Origin of the sequence: Bradyrhizobium sp. IC3195 (genome assembly GCF_020193585.1) — a bacterium.
Classification (GTDB): domain Bacteria; phylum Pseudomonadota; class Alphaproteobacteria; order Rhizobiales; family Xanthobacteraceae; genus Bradyrhizobium; species Bradyrhizobium yuanmingense.
The window spans coordinates 1-22,341 of the sequence record NZ_JADYVG010000009.1; the positions used below are offsets into that span (position 1 = coordinate 1).

Annotated in this window: 22 protein-coding genes; 4 read left to right on the forward strand and 18 right to left on the reverse strand. The window is 64.5% G+C overall.

The window, feature by feature from the left end; all coding sequences use genetic code 11:
• Positions 1–223: 223 nt before the first annotated feature.
• From I6F09_RS18725 to I6F09_RS18740, 4 genes are all read right to left on the reverse strand, one after another.
• A complete protein-coding gene (locus I6F09_RS18725) occupies positions 224–481 on the reverse strand; it encodes a hypothetical protein (RefSeq protein WP_036009816.1) in 258 nt (85 codons plus the stop codon).
• 121 nt (positions 482–602) lie between these two features.
• Positions 603–815 carry a hypothetical protein gene (locus I6F09_RS18730; protein ID WP_109143656.1) on the reverse strand — a complete coding sequence of 71 codons (213 nt, stop codon included), beginning with the start codon at positions 813–815 and terminating at the stop codon, positions 603–605.
• 151 nt (positions 816–966) lie between these two features.
• Positions 967–1,143 carry a hypothetical protein gene (locus I6F09_RS18735; protein WP_167361664.1) on the reverse strand — a complete coding sequence of 59 codons (177 nt, stop codon included), beginning with the start codon at positions 1,141–1,143 and terminating at the stop codon, positions 967–969.
• 123 nt (positions 1,144–1,266) lie between these two features.
• Entirely contained in the window at positions 1,267–3,003 is a 1,737-nt protein-coding gene (locus I6F09_RS18740; RefSeq protein WP_225188742.1) for an adenylate/guanylate cyclase domain-containing protein, read from the reverse strand.
• 318 nt (positions 3,004–3,321) lie between these two features.
• Between I6F09_RS18740 and I6F09_RS18745 the strand changes: the two genes are divergently transcribed.
• Entirely contained in the window at positions 3,322–5,502 is a 2,181-nt protein-coding gene (locus tag I6F09_RS18745) for a lytic transglycosylase domain-containing protein (RefSeq protein ID WP_225188743.1), read from the forward strand.
• Positions 5,503–5,678: 176 nt separating this feature from the next.
• Here I6F09_RS18745 and I6F09_RS18750 read toward each other — a convergent pair whose 3' ends face one another.
• From I6F09_RS18750 to I6F09_RS18760, 3 genes are read right to left on the reverse strand one after another with little or no spacing between them, the layout of a single operon-like run.
• Entirely contained in the window at positions 5,679–6,041 is a 363-nt protein-coding gene (locus tag I6F09_RS18750) for a hypothetical protein (protein WP_225112495.1), read from the reverse strand.
• Positions 6,038–6,226 carry a hypothetical protein gene (locus tag I6F09_RS18755; RefSeq protein ID WP_036009825.1) on the reverse strand — a complete coding sequence of 63 codons (189 nt, stop codon included), beginning with the start codon at positions 6,224–6,226 and terminating at the stop codon, positions 6,038–6,040. Before I6F09_RS18755 ends, I6F09_RS18750 begins: the two co-directional genes overlap by 4 nt.
• Positions 6,223–6,615, reverse strand: coding sequence for a hypothetical protein (locus I6F09_RS18760; protein ID WP_036031659.1), 393 nt, complete (start codon positions 6,613–6,615; stop codon positions 6,223–6,225). The genes I6F09_RS18755 and I6F09_RS18760 overlap by 4 nt, the downstream gene beginning before the upstream one ends.
• A 639-nt stretch (positions 6,616–7,254) precedes the next feature.
• Here I6F09_RS18760 and I6F09_RS18765 point away from each other — a divergent pair.
• From I6F09_RS18765 to I6F09_RS18775, 3 genes are all read left to right on the forward strand, one after another.
• The gene (locus I6F09_RS18765) at positions 7,255–9,240 is read left to right on the forward strand and encodes a PAS domain S-box protein (protein WP_225188744.1); all 1,986 of its coding nucleotides are present in this window, start codon (positions 7,255–7,257) and stop codon (positions 9,238–9,240) included.
• Positions 9,237–9,908 (forward strand): response regulator transcription factor, encoded by a 672-nt coding sequence (locus I6F09_RS18770; RefSeq protein WP_036031655.1) that lies wholly within the window; start codon positions 9,237–9,239, stop codon positions 9,906–9,908. Before I6F09_RS18765 ends, I6F09_RS18770 begins: the two co-directional genes overlap by 4 nt.
• 96 nt (positions 9,909–10,004) lie before the next feature.
• Entirely contained in the window at positions 10,005–10,391 is a 387-nt protein-coding gene (locus I6F09_RS18775) for a response regulator (protein ID WP_036031653.1), read from the forward strand.
• Between the two features lie 54 nt (positions 10,392–10,445).
• Here I6F09_RS18775 and I6F09_RS18780 read toward each other — a convergent pair whose 3' ends face one another.
• From I6F09_RS18780 to I6F09_RS18830, 11 genes are all read right to left on the reverse strand, one after another.
• Positions 10,446–11,417 (reverse strand): tripartite tricarboxylate transporter substrate binding protein BugD, encoded by a 972-nt coding sequence (locus I6F09_RS18780; RefSeq protein ID WP_109143648.1) that lies wholly within the window; start codon positions 11,415–11,417, stop codon positions 10,446–10,448.
• A 176-nt stretch (positions 11,418–11,593) separates the two neighbouring features.
• Complete coding sequence (locus I6F09_RS18785; RefSeq protein ID WP_225188745.1) at positions 11,594–12,835, reverse strand: threonine synthase; 1,242 nt, start codon at positions 12,833–12,835, stop codon at positions 11,594–11,596.
• A gap of 144 nt (positions 12,836–12,979) precedes the next feature.
• Positions 12,980–14,401, reverse strand: coding sequence for a dihydrolipoyl dehydrogenase (lpdA, locus tag I6F09_RS18790; RefSeq protein ID WP_225188746.1), 1,422 nt, complete (start codon positions 14,399–14,401; stop codon positions 12,980–12,982).
• Between the two features lie 17 nt (positions 14,402–14,418).
• On the reverse strand, positions 14,419–14,625 hold the full coding sequence (locus I6F09_RS18795; RefSeq protein ID WP_225124159.1) for a hypothetical protein: 207 nt from the start codon (positions 14,623–14,625) through the stop codon (positions 14,419–14,421).
• Between the two features lie 49 nt (positions 14,626–14,674).
• Positions 14,675–16,024 (reverse strand): pyruvate dehydrogenase complex dihydrolipoamide acetyltransferase, encoded by a 1,350-nt coding sequence (locus I6F09_RS18800; protein ID WP_225188747.1) that lies wholly within the window; start codon positions 16,022–16,024, stop codon positions 14,675–14,677.
• 63 nt (positions 16,025–16,087) lie between these two features.
• Entirely contained in the window at positions 16,088–16,540 is a 453-nt protein-coding gene (locus tag I6F09_RS18805) for a nucleoside deaminase (protein ID WP_057030140.1), read from the reverse strand.
• A 2-nt stretch (positions 16,541–16,542) separates the two neighbouring features.
• Complete coding sequence (locus I6F09_RS18810; protein WP_008547332.1) at positions 16,543–16,845, reverse strand: DUF5076 domain-containing protein; 303 nt, start codon at positions 16,843–16,845, stop codon at positions 16,543–16,545.
• A 3-nt stretch (positions 16,846–16,848) separates the two neighbouring features.
• The gene (locus I6F09_RS18815) at positions 16,849–18,231 is read right to left on the reverse strand and encodes a pyruvate dehydrogenase complex E1 component subunit beta (RefSeq protein ID WP_074447972.1); all 1,383 of its coding nucleotides are present in this window, start codon (positions 18,229–18,231) and stop codon (positions 16,849–16,851) included.
• A 28-nt stretch (positions 18,232–18,259) separates the two neighbouring features.
• Positions 18,260–19,282, reverse strand: a complete 1,023-nt coding sequence (gene pdhA / locus I6F09_RS18820; protein ID WP_036025165.1) for a pyruvate dehydrogenase (acetyl-transferring) E1 component subunit alpha — start codon at positions 19,280–19,282, stop codon at positions 18,260–18,262.
• A gap of 265 nt (positions 19,283–19,547) precedes the next feature.
• On the reverse strand, positions 19,548–21,065 hold the full coding sequence (gene adh, locus I6F09_RS18825; RefSeq protein ID WP_225188748.1) for an aldehyde dehydrogenase: 1,518 nt from the start codon (positions 21,063–21,065) through the stop codon (positions 19,548–19,550).
• A gap of 267 nt (positions 21,066–21,332) precedes the next feature.
• Entirely contained in the window at positions 21,333–22,292 is a 960-nt protein-coding gene (locus I6F09_RS18830; RefSeq protein WP_036009867.1) for a GAF domain-containing protein, read from the reverse strand.
• Between the last annotated feature and the right edge of the window lie 49 nt (positions 22,293–22,341).

Here is a 22,341-nt window from a genome sequence, read left to right on the forward strand (position 1 = left end):
GGGCTCACGGAGAGCAATCCGCCCTGCCCTCAGCTCTCGTACACGACGCTGCCGCGTCCACCGCAAGCCCGGCTCGCGACAATGACGACCTCATGATCGCCCCTCGAGATTGAGCCGGGATGGGCGACACATACGATATTTCCGAATTTCGGTAAAGCGGAATATTTTCGCGCAGATGGATTGACAGAGAAGCGACACACCGACGAGACGGCGACGCCGAACATCAGGACCGCCCGCGCGAGCGTTGCGCCTGGGCCCAGGCGACAGCGACATCGCGTGGCGGGGCATCCACGCGCTTGATGGGGGTCAATTCGCCGGAGGCCGAGACGATCGCCGTTTCTTCGCGGCGGCAACGCGTGCAGACGAAGCGGACCTCGTGCGGCGACGCCGACCAGCTCGACCGTTTCACATTGGCCGCCATCGGCCAGGCATCGCAATGCGAGCACGACACCAGAAATCGACCGGGATCGAGCATACCCATTCCATTGGACTCCGCGTCCTGCCGCCTCCTTCAATGATTAATGCATGTGAATCGTTCCGGTGCTCCAGCACCGCCGGCATTGGCTCGAGGGCCCTACCGGTTCCGCGCATCCGCAAAGTGCTCAGCGGGCGCCCTTGAGGGTGCAGGAGGTCGTGCAAGTGACCGTCGTGCCGCGGTCGCACGTTTTGCAGGCGCTGACGCACTGGTTCATGTCGCGTGGATTGTAGCTGTAGTTGCGCAACGGACAGGCCGGATTCGTCGAGCCGGTGATGTCCTGCTCCTGATCGCAGGCCGCCGTCATGAGCGCGAATATGATCACTGCAACGAGGCGCATGGGATTGCCCTGTCAGACATGGCAAATCACACTCACGAGGCGCGCTGCATTGCAGCGAACCCCGGCCTTCCCACCAACGAGTGTCACCGACCGGCGATGCTCGCTTGCTCCAAGGATGCGCGCCAAACGTTAAGAACGGATTTCAGCCGGCTCAGGCCGCAGCCGTCGTCGCGATCGCCTGCCGGATATCGACGGCCAGCTGACGGTACTGTTCCCCGAGCTTCAAATAGAACTCGCGCTTGCTGCTGTCGGTGGCGAGCTTGGCGATCAGCTCGCATTCGGCGGTGAGCGTCTCGAACCGTTCCAACCTGTCTTCGAGATGTGTCATCGGCGTGTCCCCATCAGACGCCTCATGGACATCCAACCTAAGCCCGGGAAATAGGTCACGGCGAACATCGTTATGGAGTAGCATCTTTTTTTCCGGCGCGGCGTGCCCGACCGCAAAGCACGGCTATTTCTGCTCCAGCCGCCAGACGCCGTCCCAATCGGGATCCGGCGGATTGGCCGCAAATTGAGCGATGCGGCCGAGCATCGTGCGCGAGGGGCCGTCGCCGGGGACCGCCTCGAGCGCCGCGTTGAAGGCGGCGCGGGCCTCGTCGAAGCGCCGCGCACGATAGGCGGCGAGACCATCGGCATAATGCGTGCGCAAGCTCACTTGCGCATCGCTGAGCGCGCCCGGTCTCGCCATCAGCTCGAAGATCGCCTGCGGCGCGCTTTGGCCCGCGACCGCCAGACGATCGATCTCGCGCAATTCCAGGCGCGATCCGATCCCGTCCGCGGTCGCCTGCGAGATCAGGATGCGGGTGCCGTAGACCTTGTTGACGGCCTCCAGCCGCGAGGCGAGATTCACGGCATCGCCCATCACGGTGAAGCTCATCATCAGCTCGGAACCGATACTGCCGGTCAGGACCTCGCCAGTGGCGATGCCGACGCGAAGATCGCACGGCGCCGGCATGGCGCGGATGCCGAGCAGGTCCGGCAGCTGCTTCTGCAGCGCGGGCACCTGATCGGTCATCTCGACGGCGGCGAGCCCTGCGAGCAGACCCTGCTCATCCTCCTCGATGAAGGGCGGCCCCCAATAGGACATGATGGCGTCGCCGATATATTTGTCGATGATCCCGCGATTGTTCCTGATGGGAGCGGACATCACGGTGAAGTAGTGGTTCATCACCTTGACGAGGCCGCGCGGCGTCATGCCCTCGCTCATCGAGGTGAAGCCGCTCATGTCGCAGAACAAGATGGTCATCACCCGGCGCTCACCGTCGATGGCGACCTCCGGCCGGTCGATCAGGCCCTGCACCACCTTCGGGTCGATGTAACGGCCGAAGGTCTCGCGAATGCGCTCGTTGTGCCTGAGCTGCTCGATCATGCGGTTGAAGGCGGCAGCAAGCTCGCCGATCTCGTCCTGTGTCGAGACGGTGATGGGCTTGTCGAACCGGCCCGCCTCGACCTCGCGGGCGCCGGCCAGCAGCAGGCGCACCGGTCGCGTAATGCCGCTACTCACCAGCAGCGCAAACACGAAGCCGACGATCGCCGCGAGCAGGGTTACGACCCCCGACACGATGATGGTCTGGTGCTGGCGGCCGATCACCTGAGACGTCGAGAAATAGACCTGCGCCAGCATGTCGGCGCGGATGGCATCGACCTTCCGGTTGAACGCATCGCGCAGCGTGTCGAGGTGTTCCAGCGTGCCGCGGGCCGCGGCCATATCCTTGGCGTCGACCTGCTTGAGCAGTTTCGCATTGCCCTCGTCCAGATCGCGCCGCAGCTCGGTGACGGAGCTTTCGATCCGGACGTCGAGCCGTGCCAGCGCGGCGTTGTCGGAATACGTCCTGGGGTCGTCGATGATCGCGTTGATGAGCTTGCGAGCGGCCTCGGCCTCCCGCTCGAAATTGCGGTCCAAGGCCTCGAAGTCGCGAAGCCGCGCCGCGTAGGCCTCCTCGTCCGACGGCGCCTCCATCCTGGTCATCACCATCCGCCGCTGCGCCAGCGCCCGTTCCAGCGAGCGGATGTTCGCGCGCGCCAGATGGCTATAGGCGGGGATGTAGCGGTTGGTCAGCTCGTCGAGCAAAATGCCGACCTGGCTGGACATCACCATCGACAGGATCGAGGTGACCAGCATCAGGACGATCAATCCGAGCGCGATGCCGACGATCTTGCGCCGGATCGACTGGTTGAAAATCGGCATAGGTACAGGGCAAAGGTTGAAAGGATGAAGAGAAGGAACTCATACACCGGATTTCGCCGAGGGAACACGCGCAATCTGGCCGTTCCGGCGTCCTGTACCGTGCGCAATCGTCGCGCGAGTTCCAGATCGTTAACAAAGGTTAAAGCCACTGCCTCTTCCGTCACTTCGGAAGTTCCCCAGTTCCAATCCGTATTTTGCCGCATTGTTGCGACAGCCTGAGGATGCGACACGATGCCGACGCATCGTTCGGTACTTTGATTCGCAAGCCGCATGTCGCGGACCTTGGTTTGTAGTGGTTTTCGCAGGGGGGACCATCCAATGAACCAGTGCCTACGCTCGCTCGCGTGTGTCGTTGCCGTGGCCGCGATGGCCCTCCTTCCCACCGAGCTTGCGGCGAAGAGCAGTCAAAAATCATCCGCACCGAAGAAGACGCATGAGGCGAAAGCGGGCAAGCACCGCCACGCCTCCGCCGGCAAAGCGCGGCACGGCAAGCACGCCGAGGCCAAGCGCAAATCGAAGAAGGCGGTCGAGGAGCCCGCGGCCAAGCCGCCGCTGACCGGCGATCTTGCCGCGCTCAAGGACGCCATCGACCTGACGCGCAAGGGCAAGACCGAAGACGCGAGCGCTGCGCGCGACCGCATCACGGACCCTGCCGGACAGAAGCTCGCCGACTGGTTCATGCTGCGCCATCCCGACAGTACCGCGAATTTCAAGCGCTACGCCGCCTTCCTCGCCGCCAATCCCGGTTGGCCGAGCAGCGCCCTGTTTCGCCGCCGTGCCGAGGCACGGCTGTGGCAGGAGAAGGCCGACGCGGCCATCGTGCACAAGTTCACGATGGATCGCCCGACCAGCGCCAAGGGCAAGTTCGCACTCGCGCGCGTCCTGCTCGCCGAAGGCGAGACCGACAGGGCTGCGCGGCTCGTCCGGGAAACCTGGCGCGCGGAGGAACTGTCCGAGCGGAGCGAAGAGGATTCCTATGCGGCGTTCGGCGACCTTCTGTCCGCCGACGATCACCGCGCGCGCATGGACAAGCGCCTCGGCGCCAAGGATTATGCAGGTGCGCGGCGCGCGGCGAAGCGGCTCGGCGAGGACGCGCTCGCGATCGTGAAGGCCTGCGCCGCCGTCACCGGCAAGGCGAGCAAGGCCAAGGATCTGCTCGAGGACGTCGCGGCCGAGGAGCGACGCGATCTCGGTTACGTGCTGTGCCGCGCGCAGTGGCATCTTCAGAACGACCGCATCGACGACGCGGCCGAGGTGATCCTCGCTGCCAAGCCCGACATGATGGCCGCGCAGGACACCGATGCCTGGTGGCGCGAGCGCCGCATGCTGGCGCGCAAGCTGCTCGATCAGGGCAAGGCCAGGATCGCCTATGACGTGGTGCACACGGCCGCGGTGCCGGAAAAGGAGGTCTACCGCGTCGACTATCACTTCATGTGCGGCTGGATCGCGCTACGCTATCTCGACGATCCCAAGACGGCGATGGTGCATTTCGCCTCGATCGACGCTGGCTCGTCCAATCCGATCGCGCTGTCGCGGGCGCATTACTGGCGCGGCCGCGCGGCCGAAGCCATGGGCGCGGCGGCCGACGCGCGCATGAGCTACCGGGCGGCGGCGCGCTATCACACCGCCTATTACGGCCAGCTCGCCCGCGCCAGGCTTGGCCTCGACGGCATCGAACTGCGTCCGCCCTCGCCGGTGCTGGCCTCGGCCGATGCGCAGCTTGCGGACGAGCGCGTGCGCGCCGCCGACATGCTCTACGGCATCGGCGAGCGCGACATGGTGTTCTATTACGCCGAGGATTTCGCCAAAGAGAGCACCGACGTCGCCGCGCTGGAAGCGCTCGGCGAGCTTGCGGGCCGGCGCAACGATGCGCGCGTGATGCTGGAGGTCGGCAAGACCGCGCTGGCGCGCGGGCTCGCGCTCGACCATTACGCCTTCCCGACCATCGGCATCCCCGAGCACAAGCAGGTCGCACCGGCGATCGAGACCAGCGTGATCTATTCGGTGGCACGCACCGAGAGCTCGTTCGAGCAGCGCGACAAGTCGCATGCCAACGCGGTCGGGCTGATGCAGGTGACGCCGGAAGCGGGACGCGACACCGCGAAGCGCTTCGGCCTGACTTACGACTGGGACAGGATGGTCTCCGACCCCGTCTACAACACGCAGATGGGCGCCGCCGAGCTCAGCGCGCTGTTCTCGGAATATCGCGGTAACCAGATCATGACCTTCGCCGGATACAATGCCGGCCGCGGCCGCGTGCGTGAATGGGTGCAGAAGCGCGGTGATCCCCGGGACCCCAACATCGATCCGGTCGACTGGGTCGAGCGCATCCCGCTGTCCGAGACGCGCAACTACGTCCAGCGCGTGATGGAGAACGTGCTGGTCTACCGGGCAAGGTTCGAGGGCAGCAGCATGATCGCCGGCAAGAGCGACCAGCGCGTGGTGACGCACGAGGCCAGCGCAACGGAGCCAGCGGCGGCCGCAGCACCCATTCCCTGATCAACGCCGCCGGGGCTGGACGCGGCGCCTGCAAGAATACGGTGCTGCGGCTTCTACGCGCGTGCAGCCGCGCAGCTAAAGCGCGATGCGATTAGGATGAATCGTCATCGCGCTTTAGGTTATTGTTTGAGCATGATCGTTTCGGAAAACCGCTTCACACTTTTCCGGATCATGCTCTAGGTGTCACCTCCTTCCATCGTGATCGGGTCGCGACTGTCCAAATAGGCGCCGGTCAAAGCTCTCGCGAAGGTCCAGGCAGTGATCGTGCAGCCCCAGCACCAGACGGCACTCATCACCGTCAACGTCTGGATCATGCTGCTAGCGGCGAGCTCGACCTTGCCGGCAATTGGTTCCGTCCGCCCAGGCACCGGCCAGTGCATGAACAGCGTGGAGAATTCGCCGCGCCGGTAACAATCGTCGTCACAGTAACGGCGCTGCGTCCGCGCATGGCGGACATAGCCGGAGCGGAGCGACCGCGAGCATGTGCTGCACGCGGCCGCGTGCAACGGCGGCTCGTGATTGACCACCACGAATTTCATGAAGCCGCTCTCACGCCATCTTTGGCGAGCGTCTCGCAGAACAGCGCGTAGCACTGATGATCGCAGTAAGGCAGACGGGTCGCAATCTCGCGCAAATAGCTGCCGCTGATCGGCTCGCAGCACTGCATGCACGAGGTCTGCCGGAACGGGGTCCGGCCGTTGACCAGCACGAAAGCGAATCTCATGTGGCACCTCCCAAAGCGAAGCAGTAAACGCTGTCGAGCGGAGACAGTGCGGGCGGTGGAGCGCACAGATGGTTCCGGCCGTCCGGATTATCCCTGTTTCGCTCCACCTTTTGCGGTGGGATCAGAATGTATCTCCCGTCCTCCCGGCGCCGCGCATAGATCTGGCCGTCGATGTACTTGATGTCGGTCGGATAACAGTCGGCGCTGTTGCAACAACTGAGGCTCGGGTTATCAGGCATGTGCCAGGTGGAATAGAACTTTTCGTGCAGCGCCTGGTCCTGGGGTGGGTGCTTGCGATGAACGGCACCGTGTCCCGTCTCCTGTGCCTGGCCGGCCGCGATGGGGGCGATGAGAACGATCCAGCAGAAGAGCTTGCATGAGCGGTTCAACGCACGGCCTCCCGGATCAACTCTCCAATCCAGCCTTATGCGACCTGGGCCCGAAACAACCACCGGCGGTCGCGTTCGCTCCGCGTGCGGAAACGATCAACGCACTTCTTGGAGCAGAGCGCCGTGCGCCAGGAATAGTAGCGGATCAGGCCAAACTTGCCGCCGCACACCGCACAGCCCTTGACTGAGGAGCAACTTTCGGACGCCGATGGGCGACGCTCAGGAAGTACCGACATATCGCACATTGCTGTCTCCCTCTGTTGCTTGCGCTTTTCTCGGCTGTTCGCTTCGACACTCCCGATGGTCGAGAGGCTAGTCCGCCGGGCACGAAACGCTCAATTGTACGGAGGTAAAATGGCCGACATGACTAGGCATGGAGGAGCTATACCTAAGTTTGTCCCGTATTCGCCCGGGCCCACGCGGCCCGAGTTCAACGAGACGGCGCACGACGCACCGGCTGCACGGTCACCGTGAAACCTTGGCCGGCATGGTGTCCTTGATGCGCCGCAAGGGACCCGGCGGCGAGCGGACAGCCAAAGGCGAACGTCATGATAGCCGACCCGACTTTGGCTGGAATTGCTCCTCTCGCCGCAACGTGCTCTACTTCTGTTCACGCAGAGAGCGCCGGGAGCGCCAGCGATGAAGCCTGGCCGGGCAGCGACGTTCGGGAAGTCAGCCGCGCAATTCCTCGTAGGCTGCCTGAGGCAAGCTGTTCCCGCCAAGCAGCGCACTGATCCTAATGCTGCCGACTTGCTCGAGGCCGTCAAGCAGTGGCAGCAGGTCTTCGAGCACACGCCGGTCATGTACTTCATGGTCGATCCGGCCGGTACCGTGATCAACGTGAACACATTCGGCGCCGAGCAGCTGGGCTACACGCCGGCGGAGTTGATCGGCCGATCCGTGCTGGATGTCTTCCTCGCGGAAGATCGCGCCACTGTCCGCGCCTGTGTCGCGTTGTGCCTCAAGACCCTTGATCAGTCACACACCTGGGAGATCCGGAAGGTTCGCAAGGACGGCTCGATGTTATGGGTGCGCGAGAACGCCAAGGCCATGCTGCGAGCCAATGGCGGGCCGATCGTGCTGGTCGCCTGCGAGAACATCACTGAGCGGAAGGAGGCCGAGAACGCGCTGCGACAGAGCGAGGCTTATCTCGCCCAGGCGCAGGAATTGAGCCACACTGGTAGTTTTGGCTGGAAGGCCGCAACCCGCGAGATCACCTGGTCCAAGGAGACCTATCGCATCTTCGAATGCGAGGAAGGGACGAAGCCCGCGATCCCCTTCATGCTCCAGCGGATCCATCCGGAGGACCGGCTCGCCGTGCAGCAGACGACGGGCCGGGCGGCGCGCGAGGGCAAGGACTATGATCACGAATACCGGCTGGTGATGCCCGACGGTTCCATCAAATACGTCCGAGCGGTGGCACGGGCAACGCGAGATGCGAGCGGTCGCGTTGAGTTCGTCGGATCGGTAACCGACATCACCGCTACCAAGGAGGCAGAACGCAGGCTTCGTGACAGCGAGCAGCGCTTTCGCGATTATGCCGAAACTGCGTCTGACTGGTTCTGGGAAACCGGGCCGGACCACCGGGTCACCCAGATATCCGAGCACTCCGATACCAACACCGCCCCCGCCGGCCTGATCGGGCTCACGCGTTGGGACATTGCGCCCGACGCCGCTCTCGAGCCCGAAAAATGGCGACAACATCGAGCGGCGCTCGACGCCCACGTCCCGTTCCGCGACTTGGTGTACCGCAGCAAAGACCGTAGTGGGCAGCCGATCTACGTCCGGACCAGCGGCAAGCCCTTCTTCGACGCGGACGGCACTTTCCTGGGCTACCGTGGCGTTTGCACGGACGTAACCGCCGCCATCCGGGCCAACCAAGCCGAAGACGCGCTGCGCAAGGCCCAGGCCGAGCTCGCCCATGTGACACGTGTCACGACACTGGGTGAGCTGACCGCTTCGATTGCGCACGAAATCAATCAGCCGCTCGCTGCAGTGATCGCAAACGCCGACGCCTGCCTCGCCTGGCTGCAGCGCAGTCCGCCGGATCTCAAAGCGGCCCGCCGCTCGGTCGAGTGGATCATCGAGGACGGCAGGCGTGCCGGCGACGTGATCCGTCACGTTCGGGCGCTCGCCAAGCGTTCTGACATCGAGATGGTTCCGCTCGACGCCAATGCGGTCGTGCGGGAGGCCGTCGCGCTGGTTCAACGCGAGATGGCCAGCCACGCCGTGTCCGTCCGCATGGAGCTGTCGTCGGCACTGCCGAGGATCTTTGGCGATCGCATCCAATTGCAGCAGGTCCTGATCAACCTGATCATGAACGGGATCGAGGCCATGGCAGACGTCCACGATCGCCCGCGCGAGCTGGCGATTCGCTCACAGGCGAGCGGCGATAGCGCGATGCAGGTGAGCGTTTCCGACTGCGGAACCGGCATCAGCGAACAGGCGATAGACCGCCTGTTCACGCCGTTCTTCACCACGAAGTCCTCCGGCATGGGCATGGGCCTGTCGATCTGTCGATCGATCATCGAGGCCCATGGCGGGCGACTTTCGGCCATACCAAATCAGGAGTGCGGCGCGACTTTTCAGATCACCTTGCCTCTCCACCGAGAGGAAGCATCGTGACCGAGCGCGCGGAATCTTCGCCACCGCAGAAGGACGGCGATCAGCCCCTTGTCCTCATCGTCGACGACGACGCGTCCATGCGCCGTGCGCTCACCAATCTGTTCGAGTCGGTCGGTCTCAAGGTCGAAGCATTCGGCTCGGCGCCGCAGCTCCTCCAGGCCAAGCCGCCAGACGTCCCGAGCTGCCTGGTGCTCGACATCCGCCTGCCCGGAACGAGCGGCCTCGAGCTGCAGGCCGACCTTGCAAAGGCAAATATCCACACGCCTATCATCTTCATTACCGGTCATGGCGATATCCCCATGACGGTTCGGGCCATGAAGAGCGGGGCGATCGATTTTTTGACCAAGCCGGTCCGCGATCAGGACATTCTCGACGCAGTTCAGGCCGCGATCGAGCGAGACCGCAAGCGCCGCGACCTCAACAGGATGGTCTCGACGGTCAGATCACGCTTCGAGTCACTGTCCTCGCGGGAGCGAGACGTATTGTCACTGGTGACGTCCGGCCTGATGAACAAGCAGGTCGCCGCCCAGCTCGGATTGGCCGAAATCACCGTCAAGATCTACCGCGGCCAGATCATGCGGAAGATGGGCGCGAAGTCGCTGGCCGATCTGGTGAGAATGAGCGAGGCGCTCGGGATTGGCCCGAACAAGCCCGATGCACAAACCTAAGTATGAGTTTCCAATCGTGACCGGCAGGTCCACCTTGCGCCCTTATGTTCTAGCCGTGGCGACGGCAAGCGTAATTCCCGGCGAGGAGCGGACGTCTTGTCAGTGGCTTCGGTCATCTCGGTGCTTGACGACGACCCCTACGTTCGGGCCGCGATCAACAATCTCCTGGAATCGCGCGGATACAACGTCCACACATTCGCCTCGGCGGAAGAGTTCCTGAGCTCGACCGATTCGAGCGATACCTCGTGCGTGATCGCCGACGTGCAGATGCCGCTGATGAGCGGAATCGATCTGTTGACAAAGATGCGGGCGCAGGGGTCGGCTACGCCGTTCATATTCATCACAGCTTTCCCGGATGAGGGCGTGCGTGTGCGGGCGCTCGATGCGGGCGCAATCTGTTTTCTCGGTAAGCCGTTCGCCGCCTCGGATCTGATGCAATGCCTGGACCGTGCGCTGGCACCAGGTCACCAAACCACGTCGTGAGCGCCCCGCCGCCAGCAAACGCGGCGGTGACGCCGCGAGGAGTGCGCCGCCGGTTCAATCCACCTTGATGTTGGCCGCCTTGATGATCGGCCACCATTTGGCGATCTCGGCCTTTTGCCGCGTGCCGAGCGCTTCGGGCGTGAGCTGATCCTTCGGTGTCATCTCGAGACCCTGGCTTTCGAGTTGCTTCCTCACCGCAGGATCGTTCAGCGCCTCCACGGCCGCGGCGTTGAGCTTTGCGACGATCTCCTTCGGTGTGCCCTTCGGCACCCACATGCCCGACCACAGCGTCATGTTGAAGCCTTTCAGGCCCGCCTCCTCCGCGGTTGGGATCTCGGGTGCGGAGGCGAGGCGCTTGTCGTCGGTCACGGCGTAGGCGCGGATGGTGCCGGCGCGGACCTGGCTGATGGAATTGGAGGTCTGGTCGACGATGATGTCGATCTGGCCGGCGATGAGATCGTTCAATGCCGGTGCAGTGCCGCGATACGGCACGTATTGCAGCTTGATGCCGGAGACGCTCTCGAAATAGACGCCGGCGATGTGGCTGCCGGAGCCTGCGCCGGCCGTGCCGGCGGTCGGCGGCGACGGCCGCGACTTCAGCCAGTCGATCAGCTCCTTCAGCGAGGTCGCGGGCACCGCATTCTTGCTGACCACGATCATCGGGTTGCTCGGCAGCAGCACCACCGGCTCGAGGTCGGCGACGAGGTCGAATTTGAGCTTGTAGACGGCGCCATTGGCGACATGGGTGCCGAGATGGCCAAACGAGATGGTGTAGCCGTCGGGCGGCGATTGCACGGCGCGGCCGACACCGATCGAGCCGCCGGCTCCGGTCACGTTCTCGACCACGACCGGCTGGCCGAGCGGCACCCGCATGCGCTCGGCGAGCACCCGCGCCATTGCGTCCGAAGGGCCCCCGGCCGCGAACGGCACGATGATGGTAATGGGACGCGAGGGAAAATCGTCGGCGCGCGCGGCGCCTGCAACAGCGAGAACAGCAATCAGCGCAGCCCAGAAGGCCTTCTTCATTGTCTTCTCCCCAGTGATGTCTTTTTCTTCACCTCGCCCCGCTTGCGGGGAGAGGTCGAATTGCGAAGCAATTCGGGTGAGGGGGAGTCTCCGCGAACTCAACTTTCACTGTGTTTGCGGAAGCAGCCCCTCACCCCGACCCTCTCCCCGTAAGAACGGGGAGAGGGAGAAGCCAGTTAGAACTTCGAATAGTCAATCGGCTTGTGGCGATCGAGCGTGCGGGTGACCGGCGGCAGCGGATATTTCAGCCCGGTCGCGCAGTTGAACAGCATGACGCGATCGGTCTTGCTGACCCGGCCGTCGGCGAGACTTTCCTTGCAGGCGGCGTAGGTCGCGGCACCCTCGGGGCAGAGCAAGAGCCCCTCCTCGCGCGCGACCTCGTTCAGCGCCGCCGAGATCTTGTCGTCATCGACGGCAATGGCAAAACCTTTGCTCTCGCGCACGGCACGCAGGATGAGGAAATCGCCGATTGCCTGCGGCACGCGGATGCCCGAGGCGATGGTGTGTGCGTCCTCCCAGCGCGTCGCATGCTCGGTCCCGGCCTCATAGGCGCGCACCATCGGCGCGCAGCCGGAGGCCTGCACCGCGACCATGCGCGGGCGCTTTGAGCCGATGAAGCCGATCTTCTCCAGCTCGTCGAACGCCTTCCACATCCCGATCAGGCCGGTGCCGCCGCCGGTCGGATAGAAGATCACGTCAGGCACGTCCCAGCCGAGCTGCTCGGCGAGCTCGAGGCCCATCGTCTTCTTGCCCTCGATGCGGTACGGCTCCTTCAAGGTCGAGGTGTCGAACCAGCCGACTTTCGCCTTGCCCTCGCCGACGATCTTGCCGCAATCGTCGATATAGCCGTTGACGCGGTAGACGGTCGCGCCCTGCAGCTCGATCTCGCTGACGTTCACTTCGGGCGTATCGGCCGGGCAGAAGATCGTGGTCTTGATGCCGCAGGACGTGGCATAGGCCGCCAGCGCCGCGCCGGCATTGCCGTTGGTCGGCATCGCCATGTGCTTGATGCCGAGCGCCTTGCCCATCGACACCGCCATCACGAGGCCGCGCGCCTTGAATGAGCCGGTCGGCAGCCGTCCCTCGTCCTTGACGATGATCTCGCCGCCGCCGAGTTTTGCGCCGAGCTTCGGCAGCCGGATCAGGGGCGTCGTGACTTCGCCGAGCGAGACGATGTCCTTGCATTTGCGCACGGGCAAGAGCTCGCGGTAGCGCCACATGTCGCCGGGGCGCTGGGCGAGCGCATCCTTGGTCAGCGCCTTCTTCACGCCCGCGAGGTCGTAGCGGACCAGAAGCGGCTTGCCGGCCTTGGAGAGGTTGTGAACCTCGTCGGCCGCGTAATGATCGCCCTCCATCGCGCATTCGAGATGGGTGACGAAGGTCGGACGTTCGATGGTGAGATTGTCGTTGTCGTGCATGGGATGATTTCCTTCTTGTTCTGCAAACAGCTCTCTCTGCTCGTCATTGCGAGCGAAGCGAAGCAATCCAGAATCTTTCCGCAGCAGCAGTCTGGATTGCTTCGCTTCGCTCGCAATGACGGCGGCGGGCGACGCGCTCGCCCCTCAAATGTTCAACACCCTTCCATACGCATCCAGCACGGCCTCCTTCATCATCTCCGACAGCGTCGGATGCGGGAAGACGGTGTGCATCAGCTCTTCCTCCGTGGTCTCCAGGTTCATGGCGACGACGTAGCCCTGGATCAGCTCGGTGACCTCGGCGCCGACCATGTGGGCCCCTAACAGCTGGCCGGTCTTCTTGTCGAAGATCACCTTGACCAGGCCCTGGTCCTCGCCGAGAGCGATCGCCTTGCCGTTGCCGACGAAGGGAAAACGGCCGACGCGGATCTCGCGGCCGCTCTCTTTCGCCTTGGCTTCCGTCAAACCGACCGAGGCCACTTGCGGCTGGCAGTAGGTGCAGCCCGGGATCAGGTTCTTGTCCAGGGGATGCGGATTGAGGCCCTTGATCGCTTCGACGCAGATCACGCCCTCATGTTCGGCCTTGTGCGCCAGCATCGGGGGGCCGGCGACGTCGCCGATCGCGTAGATGCCGGGGACGTTGGTCTTGCCGAGACCGTCGACCACGATGATGCCGCGGTCGGTCTTCACGCCGACTTTTTCCAGGCCGAGATTCTCGATGTTGCCGACGACGCCGACCGCCGAGATCACGCGCTCGAACTCTGATGTGACGGGCTTGCCCTTGCCGTCGTCGATGGTGGCGAGGACGCTGTCGGCCTTCTTCTCCAGCTTCGTGACCTTGGTCGAGGACATGATCTTGATGCCCTGCTTCTCCAGCCGCTTGCGGGCGAGGCCCGCGATCTCGGCGTCCTCGACGGGCAGAATCTGCGGCAGCACCTCGACCACGGTGACGTCGCTTCCCATGGTGTGGAAGAACGAGGCGAACTCGATGCCGATCGCGCCGGAGCCGACCACCAGCAGCGACTTCGGCATCCGCTCCGGCACCATCGCCTCGAAATAGGTCCAGACCAGCTTCTTGTCCGGCTCGAGGCCGGGCAGCACGCGCGGCCGCGCGCCGGTGGCGACGATGATGTGCTTGGCCTGGTAGGTCCCCTCGCCTAGCGCGCCCTTCGGGCCCTCGACGTCGGACTTCTTCACGGTGACCTTGCCGGGCGCATCGATCGAGGCCGCGCCCCAGATCACGCTGACCTTGTTCTTCTTCATCAGGAAGCCGACGCCGTCGTTGAGGCGCTTGGAGACGCCGCGCGAACGCTGCACCACCGCCTTCGGATCGAACGAGACCTTCTCGGCGGAGAGCCCGTAGTCCTTCGCGTGCTGCATGTAGTGGTAGATCTCGGCCGAACGCAGCAGCGCCTTGGTCGGAATGCAGCCCCAGTTGAGGCAGATGCCGCCGAGATAGGATTTTTCGACGATCGCGGTCTTGAAGCCGAGCTGCGCGGCGCGGATGGCGGTGACATAGCCGCCGGGGCCGGAGCCGATGATGATGACGTCGAAGGATGTGTCGGCCATAGCGGCTCCCGTTCAACTCAAGAAGCGCCGCGGGCGCGGCGCTTGACCAGAAAAGACCTCACCAGCCATTCGAGCAGCACCACCAGGACTATGATGGCAAGCGCAGTGAGCACGATCGGCTGGGCGATGTTCCGTGCCAGCTGCTCGCCGGCAAAGAACGCAGAGTGAAGAAAATCGAGCCCGACGGGGTTGAGCGCGACGATGACTCCGAGCAATAGCGATATCCATGGCCAGCGGGTCCGGACATGCAAGGTTGCCCTCTCTGCCGCCGCTTCAGACCATCATCATCACGGGGTTTTCGATCAGCTGCTTGAACGCGCCGATCAGCTCGGCGCCGAGCGCGCCGTCGATGGCGCGGTGATCGCAGGACAAGGTCACGCTCATCATGTGCGCGATCTCGACCTTGCCGCCGCGCACCACGGGACGCTCCTCGCTGGTGCCAACCGCAAGGATCGTGGCATGAGGCGGATTGATCACCGCAGTGAAGTGGCTGATGCCGTACATGCCGAGGTTGGAAACGGCCGTGGTGCCGCCCTGGTATTCCTCCGGCTTGAGCTTGCGCGAGCGGGCGCGCGCGGCAAAATCCTTCATCTCGTTGGAGATGGTCGAGAGCGTCTTGGTCTCCGCTTTCCGGATGATCGGCGTGATCAGGCCGCCGGGCATCGCGACGGCGACGCCGACGTCGGAATGGTGATGCTTGACCATGCCGCTTTCGGTCCAGCTGACGTTGCAGTTCGGGATCTTCTGCAGCGCGACCGCCATCGCCTTGATGACGAAATCGTTGACCGAGATCTTGTAGAGCGGCTTCTTCTCCTTGTCCTTCGGCGCGGCGGCGTTGATCTCCTCGCGGGCAGTGAGCAGCTTGCCGATGTCGCAGTCGATGGTGAGGTAGAAGTGCGGGACGTTCTGGATCGATGCGGTCAGGCGCTGGGCGATGGTGCGGCGCATGCCGTCATGCGGGACGATGTCGTAGGAGCCGGGCTCGAACAGCGACAAGATCTGCTTGTCCGACATGGTCGGCGCGATCGCAGGCGCGCCTGACGGTGCCGCGGCGGGCGCTTTCAGACCCTTGCCGGACTTGGCCTGCTCGACGTCGCGGGCGACCACGCGGCCGTGCGGACCGGTGCCGGCGACCATGGCGACATCGATGCCGGCCTCCTTGGCGAGACGGCGCGCCAGCGGCGACGAGAATACACGGCCGCCATGACCATTGGCTTGCGCTGCCGGAGCTGCAGCCTGCTGCGCGGGTGCCGCGGCGGGCGCAGCAGCTTTCGGTGCGGCGGGCGCAGGCGCGGGAGCCGGCGCAGCGGGAGCCTCAGCGGCCTTTGGCGGCGCGGCCGAGGCGCTGGGCTTGGCGCTACCCGCAGCCTTCACGTCCTCGCCCTCGCCGGCGAGCACGGCGATCACGTCGTTGACCGGGACATCCTGCGTACCCTCTGGCACCAGGATCTTGGCGATCGTGCCTTCGTCGATCGCCTCGACCTCCATGGTCGCCTTGTCGGTCTCGATCTCGGCGATGACGTCGCCGGACTTGACCTTGTCGCCCTCCTTCTTCAGCCACTTGGCGAGGTTGCCCTTCTCCATCGTCGGCGAGAGAGCGGGCATCAGGATGTTGATGGGCATGCTGACCTCAAGAAGAACTTTGCAAAACGTCGTCATCCGACAGCGGCGACGAACAGACCAGGTTTAGTTGCCGATGTCGCCCTGCCACAGGCGCTCATTGGTTGGGATGGAACGCCAATTCTTCATCATGGTGATGGAGCGGTCGTCGGCAAGGTCGATCCACGGAATCCCGAACTTGTCGAGAATGTCCTTGGAGCCTTCGAAGGTGACGGATTCCCCGATCACCACCAGCTTGACCTTGAACAGCGCGAGCGCGCCGGCGCACATCGAGCAAGGCGACAGCGTGGTGTACATGACGGTGTCGTGGAACGAGATCGCGCCGGCCTCGCGCAGGCAGCTCATCTCGCCATGCAGGATCGGATTGTTCTCCTGCACGCGGTTGTTGTGGCCGCGGGCGATGATCTTGTTGTCGCGCGTCAGCACCGCGCCGATCGGCAAGCCGCCCTGCGCGATCGAGGCTTCCGCCTCGCGGATCGCCTCCAGCATGAAATCGTAATGATAGGCTTCGATCGCCATGGTCAGTGCCCCTTGCCGCGTGGCGTGGTGGTGCCCGTGTCGGTGGGGCGCTCGATCTCGGCCTGGAACATGTCGAGGATCCGGTTCAGCGCGTCCTCCTCGGTATATTCGCTCTCGCGCGCATAGGCGCGCGCGGCATGACGTGCGAGATCGACGAGCAGGAGGCCCCACATGTCCGGCTCCTCGAAGGCGCGCTGGAACGCCATCGACAGCCCACCGTCCAGGACGAACACGCGCAGGATCTCGACCGCGTCGTCGCGGGTCATGACGTCTGGCGGCAGTGGCTGCTCCTTAGGGCCTGCCATGGTCTACCTGTAGCAGACGGCTTTAGCGGCCTCGACGACGTCCGCCGCCGAGGGCAGCGCGAGCTTCTCCAGGTTCGCGGCATAGGGCATCGGCACGTCCTTGCCAGACACGCGCGTCACCGGCGCATCAAGATAGTCGAAGGCGTTCTCCATGATGCGCGCGGCGATCTCGGCGCCGACGCCGCTCTGGGCCCACCCCTCTTCCACCGTAACCGCACGTCCCGTTTTCTTCACGGAGTTGATGATGGTCTCCGTGTCCATCGGGCGCAGCGTGCGCAGGTCGATCACCTCGGCCTCGATGCCGTCCTTGGCGAGCTCGTCCGCAGCCTTCAGCGCATAGGTCATGCCGTTCGACCAGGAGATGATGGTGACGTGACTGCCGGCGCGCACGATGCGCGCCTTGCCGATCGGAATGATGAAGTCGTCGAGCTTCGGGACTTCGCCAGTGTGGCCGTACAGCACCTCGTTCTCGAGGAAGATCACCGGGTTGGGATCGCGGATCGCAGCCTTGAGCAGGCCCTTGGCGTCCGCGGCGGAATACGGCGCGACCACCTTGAGGCCCGGGACGTGCGAATACCACGCCGAATAGTCCTGGCTGTGCTGGGCGGCAACGCGCGCGGCCGCACCGTTCGGACCGCGGAACACGATCGAGCAGCCCATCTGGCCACCGGACATGTAGAGCGTCTTGGCCGCGGAGTTGATGATCTGGTCGATCGCCTGCATGGCGAAGTTGAAGGTCATGAACTCGACGATCGGCTTGAGACCGGTCATCGCGGCACCGACGCCGACCCCGGCAAAGCCGTGCTCGGTGATCGGCGTGTCGATCACGCGCTTGGCACCGAACTCCTGGAGCAGGCCCTGGGTCACCTTGTAGGCGCCCTGATATTCGGCAACTTCTTCGCCCATCACGAACACGTCCGCGTCGCGGCGCATCTCTTCGGCCATGGCATCGCGCAGCGCTTCGCGGATGGTCTGCGTCACCATTTCGGTGCCAGCGGGGACTTCCGGATCCGGCTCGGCGACGGCCTGGGGAGCAGGCGCGGCTTTCGGCGCGGGCGCCTCGGCCTTTGCTGCGGCCGGCGGCGCGGACTCCGCAGCCTTCGCCGCCGCTGCGGGTGCCTTGGCGAGATCAGCCGCGCTCTCGCCGTCTGCGAGGATGGTCGCGATCGGGGTGTTCACCGCGACGTCGGCGGTGCCCTCGGGGATCAGGATCTTGCCGAGCGTGCCCTCGTCGGTCGCCTCAACCTCCATGGTCGCCTTGTCGGTCTCGATCTCGGCGATGACGTCGCCGGACTTGATCGTCTCGCCCTCTTTCTTCAGCCATTTGGCGAGGTTGCCCTTCTCCATCGTGGGCGACAACGCGGGCATCAGCACTTGAATTGGCATATCTTCTCCAAAGAAAGCTTGCGCGCGTTCAGCGGTACACGTCGGTCCAGAGCTCGGCGGCATCCGGCTCGGGATCATGCTGGGCGAAATCGGCGGAGGCGTTGACGATGTCGCGCACCTCGGCGTCGATCGCCTTGAGATCGGCTTCGCTGACCTTGGCAGCGAGCAGCCGATTGCGAACCTGCTCGATCGGATCCTGGTCGTGGCGAACCTTCTCGACCTCCTCGCGTGTGCGATATTTTGCGGGATCGGACATCGAGTGGCCGCGATAGCGGTAGGTCTGCATCTCCAGGATGAAAGGACCCTTGCCGCCACGGCACCAGGCCGCCGCCTCCTCGCCCGCCGCCTTCACGGCGCGGACGTCCATGCCGTCGACCTGCTTGCCCGGGATGTTGAAGGACGCACCGCGCTTGGAAAAATCCTGCTGTGCCGAGGCGCGCGAGACCGAGGTGCCCATGGCGTAGCGGTTGTTCTCGATGACGTAGATCACCGGCAGCTTCCAGAGCTCCGCCATGTTGAAGCTCTCATAGACCTGGCCCTGATTGGCCGCGCCGTCGCCGAAATAGGTGACGCTGACATTGTCGTTGCCGCGATAGTGGTTGGCAAAGGCAAGGCCGGTGCCAAGCGAGACCTGGGCGCCGACGATGCCGTGACCGCCGTAGAAGTGCTTCTCCTTGCTGAACATGTGCATGGAGCCGCCCTTGCCCTTGGAATAGCCGCCGCGGCGTCCCGTCAGCTCGGCCATGACACCGTTGGCATCCATGCCGGTCGCGAGCATGTGACCGTGGTCGCGATAACCGGTGATGACCTGATCGCCCTCTTTGAGGGCCATCTGCATGCCGACCACCACGGCCTCCTGGCCGATATAGAGGTGGCAGAAGCCGCCGATGGCACCCATGCCGTAGAGCTGGCCTGCCTTTTCCTCGAAGCGCCGGATCAGGAGCATGTCGCGGAGCGCCTTGAGTTCCTGCTCCTTCGTGAATTCCGGGGGCGAACCGCCGTCGGTCTTGTCCTGTGGAGCGCTTGCGGCGGCTTTCTTGGGTGCGGCCATGGGAATTCCGGGTCAGAGAAAACTTTCGCCCTCTCTAACCCAAGTCAAACGCCCTTGGAAAGCACCGCGGCGGCATGGCACGACTTTCATTATGCCGCACTGCAACGTGATCGAAATATTGCAAAATCTTTGGCGCTGATCGGGCAACAAATCTATGAGCGCCATCGCGCGCGCAGATTCGTGAGCGGATCAAGAACAGTGCACGACGCCAATCCCGACATGCGGAGCGGACGGCGCCGAAGCGGCGCCGCCCTCTCCGATCCGATCAGAAGAAGCCGAGCTTCTTCGGACTGTAGCTGACCAGGAGGTTCTTGGTCTGCTGGTAATGATCGAGCATCATCTTGTGGGTCTCGCGACCGACGCCCGACTGCTTGTAGCCGCCGAACGCCGCATGGGCGGGATAGGCGTGGTAGCAATTGGTCCAGACCCGGCCGGCCTGGATCGCCCGGCCGAAGCGGTAGCAGCGATTGGCGTCGCGGCTCCAAACGCCGGCACCTAGGCCGTAGAGCGTGTCGTTGGCGATCGCGAGCGCCTCTTCGTCGGTCTTGAAGGTCGTGACCGAGACGACGGGGCCGAAAATCTCCTCCTGGAAGATTCGCATCTTGTTGTGGCCCTCGAACACGGTCGGCTGGACGTAGAAGCCGCCGGTGAGATCGCCGCCGAGATCGGCGCGTCCGCCGCCGGCCAGCACCTTGGCGCCCTCCTGCTTGCCGATGTCGATATAGGAGAGGATCTTGCTGAGTTGCTCGCTGGAGGCCTGTGCGCCGATCATGGTGGTGGGATCGCGCGGATCGCCCTGCTTGATCGCGGCGACGCGCTTGAGCGCCCGCTCCATGAAGCGGTCATAGATGTCGGCGTGGACCAGCGCCCGGCTCGGACAGGTGCAGACCTCGCCCTGGTTCAGCGCGAACATGACGAATCCCTCGATCGCCTTGTCGAAGAAATCGTCGTCCTCGGCGGTGACGTCCTTGAAGAAGATGTTCGGCGACTTGCCGCCGAGCTCGAGCGTGACAGGAATCAGATTCTGGCTGGCATATTGCATGATCAGCCGGCCCGTCGTGGTCTCGCCGGTGAAGGCGATCTTGGCAATGCGCGGGCTCGACGCCAGCGGCTTGCCGGCCTCGAGGCCAAAGCCATTGACGATGTTGAGCACGCCTGCCGGCAGCAGGTCGGCGATGACCTCGGCGAAGACCATGATCGAGGCCGGGGTCTGCTCGGCGGGCTTGAGCACCACGCAATTACCGGCGGCCAGCGCCGGCGCGAGCTTCCAGCAGGCCATCAGAAGCGGGAAGTTCCAGGGAATGATCTGGCCGACCACGCCGAGCGGCTCGTGGAAATGATAGGCGATGGTGTCGTGGTCGATCTCGCCGATCGAGCCTTCCTGGGCGCGGACGACACCGGCGAAATAGCGGAAATGGTCGATCGCGAGCGGCAGGTCGGCGGCGCGCGTCTCGCGGATCGGCTTGCCGTTGTCCCAGGTCTCGGCAATCGCGAGGCGCTCGAGGTTCTCTTCCATGCGGTCGGCGATCCGGTTCAGGACCGCGGCGCGCTCGGCGACGCTGGTGCGGCCCCAGGCGGACTTGGCGGCATGCGCCGCGTCGAGCGCTGCCTCGATGTCCTGCGCGTCGGACCGCGCGATCTTGCAGACCACCCGGCCGGTCAGGGGAGAGGCATTGTCGAAATATTTCCCGGAGATCGGCGCGACGAACTTGCCGCCGATGAAATTGTCGTAGCGTTCGGCAAAGGGCACTTTGGTGACGCTGAGGAATTCCACCTTGTTCATTGATCACTCCCGATGTTGCTGTTTGCGCTTGTCGTCGCCTGTTCGCGACTTGCGCCGACGATGATGCGGGAGGTGTTTTCTGTCAGCCCGGGCGGAAGCGATGGTGGGGCGGACCTGTCGCAGAACTGCGACAGTCGTGGACGAGGTAAGCGTGAGATGGAGCGCTCACGGCCACCCTACCGTCATTGCGAGCGCAGCGAAGCAATCCAGAGTCCCTCCGCGGAAAGATTCTGGATTGCTTCGCTGCGCTCGCAATGACGGCTGAGCTCAGTGGTTCAGCTCGAACCGCTTCAGCTTCCGATGGAGCGTGGCGCGGCTGACGCCGAGGGCCTTGGCGGCGGCGGAGACATTGCCGCCGGCGCGGAGCAGCGCCCGCTGCAGCACCGCGCGCTGGCCGCCGGCAAGATGATCGCGCGCGGCATCGCCGCCGAGAAGATCGGCCGCGGGCACCGGCCGCAACGCACCGCCGGGCGCGATGCCGAGCGCCAGCCGGGCGGAGCGCGTTGCGCCGATCACGAGATCGTCCGCATCGACCGCAACGAGGCCGCCGCAGCTTCCATCCGCCGCCTGTGTCAGCACGATGCGGGCATGGGCGAAGACCTTGCGAAATAGGTCGGCCTCGATCCGCCTGGCCGCCTCGCCTGCCGCGAGCGCGATCAGGCTGGCAAAGGCGTCGGTGCGGTCGGCGCGGCAGGAGGAGACGTCGAGCACGCCCGCGAGCGCCGCCTCGTGATCGTAGATCGGAACGGCGGTGCAGCTCAGAAGCGTGTTGCGCGCAAAGAAGTGCTGGTCGCGATCGATCGTCAGCGGACGCTGCTCGACGAGGCAGGTGCCGATACCGTTGGTGCCCTCGTGCTCCTCGCTCCAGAGTGCACCGGTCCAAAGGCCCCAGGACTGAAACGTCGCATCGTCCGCCACCGTGCCGCGGCGATCGACCGGCACGCCCTCGCGATCGGCGAGCAGCACGCAGCAGCCCGCAGCGCCGACAGCCTGATAAAGCCGGTCCATGGCGCCCTGGGCGGCCGCCAGAAGCGGCGCGATGCGCTCGCGCGCCTGCTGCAGCTCGGCCTCGGTCAGCCGCATCGGCGCGGCGTGGCCGCCGGGATCGAGATGGTGCAATCGGGAGGAACGGCGCCACGAGGCCACGAGCGCGGACCGGGCCGCCTGGCCTGACGCGATGGCGGCCTCGACGCGGGCCGCGTGATGCCGGGGCATTGTCCCATTCATCACAGTTTCCTCCGGATATCGATTGTAGGACGCGCCGGTGCTCCCCGGT

What these genes read in the sequence shown, in the direction of transcription:
- I6F09_RS18725 (WP_036009816.1), bottom strand. Translation starts at nt 481, where the DNA reads ATGGGTATGCTCGATCCCGGTCGATTTCTGGTGTCGTGCTCGCATTGC.
- I6F09_RS18730 (WP_109143656.1), bottom strand. Translation starts at nt 815, where the DNA reads ATGCGCCTCGTTGCAGTGATCATATTCGCGCTCATGACGGCGGCCTGC.
- I6F09_RS18735 (WP_167361664.1), bottom strand. Translation starts at nt 1,143, where the DNA reads ATGACACATCTCGAAGACAGGTTGGAACGGTTCGAGACGCTCACCGCC.
- I6F09_RS18740 (WP_225188742.1), bottom strand. Translation starts at nt 3,003, where the DNA reads ATGCCGATTTTCAACCAGTCGATCCGGCGCAAGATCGTCGGCATCGCG.
- I6F09_RS18745 (WP_225188743.1), top strand. Translation starts at nt 3,322, where the DNA reads ATGAACCAGTGCCTACGCTCGCTCGCGTGTGTCGTTGCCGTGGCCGCG.
- I6F09_RS18750 (WP_225112495.1), bottom strand. Translation starts at nt 6,041, where the DNA reads ATGAAATTCGTGGTGGTCAATCACGAGCCGCCGTTGCACGCGGCCGCG.
- I6F09_RS18755 (WP_036009825.1), bottom strand. Translation starts at nt 6,226, where the DNA reads ATGAGATTCGCTTTCGTGCTGGTCAACGGCCGGACCCCGTTCCGGCAG.
- I6F09_RS18765 (WP_225188744.1), top strand. Translation starts at nt 7,255, where the DNA reads ATGAAGCCTGGCCGGGCAGCGACGTTCGGGAAGTCAGCCGCGCAATTC.
- I6F09_RS18780 (WP_109143648.1), bottom strand. Translation starts at nt 11,417, where the DNA reads ATGAAGAAGGCCTTCTGGGCTGCGCTGATTGCTGTTCTCGCTGTTGCA.
- I6F09_RS18785 (WP_225188745.1), bottom strand. Translation starts at nt 12,835, where the DNA reads ATGCACGACAACGACAATCTCACCATCGAACGTCCGACCTTCGTCACC.
- lpdA (WP_225188746.1), bottom strand. Translation starts at nt 14,401, where the DNA reads ATGGCCGACACATCCTTCGACGTCATCATCATCGGCTCCGGCCCCGGC.
- I6F09_RS18800 (WP_225188747.1), bottom strand. Translation starts at nt 16,024, where the DNA reads ATGCCCATCAACATCCTGATGCCCGCTCTCTCGCCGACGATGGAGAAG.
- I6F09_RS18805 (WP_057030140.1), bottom strand. Translation starts at nt 16,540, where the DNA reads ATGGCGATCGAAGCCTATCATTACGATTTCATGCTGGAGGCGATCCGC.
- I6F09_RS18810 (WP_008547332.1), bottom strand. Translation starts at nt 16,845, where the DNA reads ATGGCAGGCCCTAAGGAGCAGCCACTGCCGCCAGACGTCATGACCCGC.
- I6F09_RS18815 (WP_074447972.1), bottom strand. Translation starts at nt 18,231, where the DNA reads ATGCCAATTCAAGTGCTGATGCCCGCGTTGTCGCCCACGATGGAGAAG.
- pdhA (WP_036025165.1), bottom strand. Translation starts at nt 19,282, where the DNA reads ATGGCCGCACCCAAGAAAGCCGCCGCAAGCGCTCCACAGGACAAGACC.
- adh (WP_225188748.1), bottom strand. Translation starts at nt 21,065, where the DNA reads ATGAACAAGGTGGAATTCCTCAGCGTCACCAAAGTGCCCTTTGCCGAA.
- I6F09_RS18830 (WP_036009867.1), bottom strand. Translation starts at nt 22,292, where the DNA reads ATGAATGGGACAATGCCCCGGCATCACGCGGCCCGCGTCGAGGCCGCC.